Origin of the sequence: Poseidonibacter sp., assembly GCF_041821165.1 — a bacterium.
In the GTDB taxonomy this organism is placed as follows: Bacteria; Campylobacterota; Campylobacteria; order Campylobacterales; family Arcobacteraceae; genus Poseidonibacter.
The window spans coordinates 1-4,649 of record NZ_JBGUES010000181.1 but is presented as its reverse complement, the minus strand read 5'-3'; the positions used below and the strand labels follow the sequence as shown (position 1 = coordinate 4,649).

Sequence of the window (4,649 nt, the reverse complement as noted above, 5' to 3'; positions counted from 1 at the left end):
ATTATGAAGCATACATCGTATCTGATGCAGGTGATGCATATTATGATAATGAAAAAACTAAAAAAGTTTTAAAACATGATATTTTAAATGAAGAGCAATATAGAACTATTTCTGATTTATTTGAGCACACAGGTTTCTCTGCAAACATGGGTGGACAAATTGTTAGAGATTTATTAGAAACTCAAGATTTATTTGCATTACTTATTCAAATTAAAGAAGACATGGCTTCTACTAAATCAGAAGCAAAAAGAAAAACTTTAATTAAAAGATTAAAAGTTGTTGAAAACTTTATTAATTCTGGAAATAGACCTGAATGGATGATGTTAACTCAACTTCCAGTTCTTCCACCTGATTTAAGACCTCTTGTATCTTTAGATGGTGGTAAGTTTGCTGTATCTGATGTTAATGATTTATATAGAAGAGTTATCAACAGAAATAACAGACTTAAGAGATTAACAGAACTTGATGCACCAGAAATCATTATCAGAAATGAGATGAGAATGCTTCAAGAAGCAGTTGATGCTTTATTTGATAATGGAAAAACAGCTAATGCAGTAAAAGGTGCAAATAAAAGACCTTTAAAATCATTATCTGAAATTATTAAAGGTAAACAAGGAAGATTTAGACAAAACTTACTTGGAAAAAGAGTTGACTTCTCAGGTAGATCTGTAATTGTTGTTGGACCTACTTTAAATATGGACCAATGTGGTATTCCTAAAAAAATGGCTCTTGAGTTATTTAAACCGCATTTAATGGCAAAACTTGAAGAAAAAGGTTATGCAACTACATTAAAAGCAGCGAAGAGATTAATTGAATCTGAAACTAATGAAGTTTGGGAATGTTTAAGTGAAATAGTTGATGAATATCCTATTATGCTAAATAGAGCTCCAACTCTACATAAACTTTCAATTCAAGCATTTCACCCTGTATTAATTGATGGAAAAGCAATTAGACTTCATCCTCTAGTTTGTGCTGCCTTCAATGCCGATTTCGATGGGGATCAAATGGCTGTTCACGTTCCATTATCACAAGAAGCAGTAGCAGAAGCTAAGATTCTTATGATGAGTTCAATGAATATTCTTTTACCAGCATCTGGTCGTGCTATTGCTGTACCATCACAAGATATGATTTTAGGTATTTACTACTTATCATTAGAAAAAGATGGTGTTAAAGGTGAGCATAAATTATTTACAGATGTAAATGAAGCAAGAATTGCATTAGAAATGGATCAAGTTGATTTACATGCAAAAATTAGATCTAAAGTTGATGGAAAAGTTGTTCATACAACTGTTGGTAGATTAATTATTCATGATATTTTACCTGATTTTGTACCATTGAATTTATGGAATAAAATTTTAAAGAAAAAAGATATTGGAACTTTAGTTGATTATATTTACAAACATGGTGGATATGAAGTAACTCCAAGATTCTTAGATAACTTAAAAAACTTAGGGTTTAAATTTGCAACAGCAGCTGGTATCTCAATTTCTATTGATGATATTAATGTTCCTGAATCAAAAGCAGGTCACGTTGCTAAATCTAAAAAAGAAGTTATTGAAGTTCAAAAACAATTCTCTCAAGGTTTATTAACTGAGCAAGAAAGATACAATAAAATTATTGATATTTGGACAGAAGTTAATAATAAACTTGGTTCTGAGATGATGAACTTAGTTGAAGCTGATAAAGATGGATTTAACTCTATTTATATGATGGCTGACTCTGGGGCTAGAGGTTCTGCTGCGCAGATTAGACAGCTAGCAGGTATGAGGGGACTTATGGCTAAGCCAGATGGTTCTATTATTGAAACGCCAATTATTTCAAACTTTAGAGAAGGTCTAAACGTACTTGAGTACTTTATTTCTACTCACGGAGCTAGAAAAGGTCTTGCGGATACTGCCTTAAAAACAGCCAATGCAGGATATTTAACAAGAAAATTAATTGATGTATCTCAAAATGTAAGAATCACAGTTGAAGATTGTGGTACTCATGAAGGTATTGAAATTACAGATATTTCTTCTGGTAATGAATTAATTGAAGCATTAGAAGAAAGAATCACAGGTAGAGTTATTGCTGAAGATATTATTGATCCTATTTCAAATGAAATTCTGTTTACAGAAGGAACATTAATTACTGAAGAAGATGCAAAAGTTGTTGCTGATGCTGAAGTTAAATCTGTTGTAATTAGAACACCATTAACTTGTAAAGAAGAAAATGGTTTATGTTCAAAATGTTATGGTCTTAACCTTGGTGAGCAAAGAAAGGCAACTCCAGGTGAAGCTGTAGGTGTTGTTGCTGCTCAATCAATTGGTGAGCCAGGAACACAGCTTACACTTAGAACTTTCCACGTTGGAGGAACTGCAAGTGCAACTCAAACTGAAAGAGAATTAAGAGCTGATAAAGAAGGTTTCATTAGATATTACAATATTAAAAAATATCTTACAAAAAGTGGAGCTAACTTAATTGCAAATAGAAGAAATGCAGGTATTTTATTAGTTGAACCTAAAATCAATGCACCATTTAAAGGTAATGTTTCAGTTGAAACTTTACATGAAGAAATTATTGTAACAATTTCTAATGCTAAAGAATCAAAAAAATATTACTTAAGAAAAAATGATGTTGCTAAAGCTAATGAGTTAGCAGGAGTTTCAGGTAAAATTGAAGGTAAATTATACTTACCATATTCAAACAATGATGAAGTAGAAGAAAACGAATCAATCGTTGAAATGATTAAAGATGGTTGGAATGTTCCAAACAGAATTCCATTTGCTTCTGAATTAAAAGTTGAAGATGGAGCACCTATTACTTCTACAATCGTTTCTGGTTCTAAAGGTATAGTTAAATATTATAAATTAACTGGTGACTATTTAGAAAGAAGAGAAGATATTAAAGCTGGTGATGTTATTACAGATAAAGGTTTATTCTCTGTAATCGTTGATGCTGATGATAGAGAAGCTTTAAGACACTATATTGCAAGAGGTTCTGTAATTCAACTTAATGATAATGTTGAAGTTGAAAAAGAATCTATTATTGCTGTTCCTGAAAGAGCAGAGCAAGTTGTTATTGCAGAATGGGATCCATATGCAAACCCAACTATTGCTGAAAAATCTGGAACTATTACATTTGAAGATGTAATTCCAGGAATTACAGTTGCTGAGCAATTTGATGAATTAACAGGTACATCTAAATTAGTTGTTAATGAATATATTCCAAGTGGATATAAACCTGCAGTTGTTTTAGCAACTGAAGATGATCAATTAATTAGATATCAATTAGATCCAAAAACTTCTCTGAATGTTTCAGAAAGTCAAAAAGTTCAAATTGGTGATATTATTGGTAAAACACCAAAAGCAACACAAAAATCAAAAGATATTACTGGGGGTCTTCCAAGAGTATCTGAATTATTTGAAGCTAGACGTCCAAAAAGTATTGCTATTTTAGCATCATTTGATGGTGTTGTTTCATTTGGTAAACCATTAAGAAATAAACAAAGAATTATTATCACTGATGAAAATGGAAATAAAGCTGAATATTTATCTGAAAAATCTAAACAGATTTTAGTACATGAAGGTGAGTTTGTTCATGCTGGTGAAGCATTAACAGATGGCCAAGTTGCACCTCATGATGTATTAAGAATTTTAGGTGAAAAAGCACTTCATTACTTTATTGTTTCTGAAGTACAACAAGTATATAGATCTCAAGGGGTAAATATTGCCGATAAACATATTGAGGTTATTACATCTCAAATGTTAAGACAAGTTTCGATTCTTGATGGTGGAGATACTAAATTTATTGTTGGAGATATGATTTCTAAAAAGAGATTCAAAATTGAAAATGATAGAATTATTAAATTAGGTGGAGAACCTGCAATTGCTGAACCATTATTACTTGGTATTACAAGAGCAGCTGTTACATCTGATTCAATTATTTCTGCTGCGTCTTTCCAAGAGACAACTAAGGTATTAACAGAAGCTGCAATTTCAGCTAAAATGGATATGTTAGAAGACTTAAAAGAAAACGTTGTTATTGGTAGAACTATTCCTGTTGGAACTGGTCTATACAAAGACAAAAAAATCAAATTCTCTTCAACTGAACACTAAAACAATAAGGCATCTGCCTTATTGTTAAGTTTACTTATGGATATAATCTCACTTTTTTTACTTTTTATTGTTATTGAATACTTTGAAAGTAAATGGCAAAAAGCAGATAATATTCATAACTTATTATTAAACAACTATTCAATATATAAACAAAATATTTTTCTGTATTTTTTATTAAACAGTAGTTTTATCTATTCTATTTTTCTTACAATTTATCTTAATAACTATACTTTTTTAATGATAAGTATTGTTGCTGTAAAATTCTTCGATATTTTATTTAAAATATCAATAATGCAAAAAATATCAAAAAACATTGATTTAAATGAAATCATACCTAATATCCCAATGGGTTTTGCCTTTAGATATTTAAATCTATTTATTTATCCACTCTCATTTTTAGCTTCAATATATTTATAATTTAAATTGATAATCAATATCATAATAAATTAAGATTCTATTAGTTACAATTCTTTCATGAATACAATAGAATTTAAACACTTAATTAGTAATGCTTTGTATCATACAAAGTATGAACCTATAATTGACACTTCA

General features: G+C 30.0%; 2 protein-coding genes. Both read left to right on the top strand.

Annotation, left to right across the window (positions count from 1 at the left end; translation table 11 throughout):
• On the top strand, positions 1–4,097 hold a 4,097-nt coding region (rpoC, locus tag ACERKK_RS11420), incomplete at its 5' end, for a DNA-directed RNA polymerase subunit beta' (protein WP_373773205.1).
• A 21-nt stretch (positions 4,098–4,118) separates the two neighbouring features.
• A complete protein-coding gene (locus ACERKK_RS11415; protein ID WP_373773204.1) occupies positions 4,119–4,514 on the top strand; it encodes a hypothetical protein in 396 nt (131 codons plus the stop codon).
• The last annotated feature ends 135 nt before the right edge of the window (positions 4,515–4,649 follow it).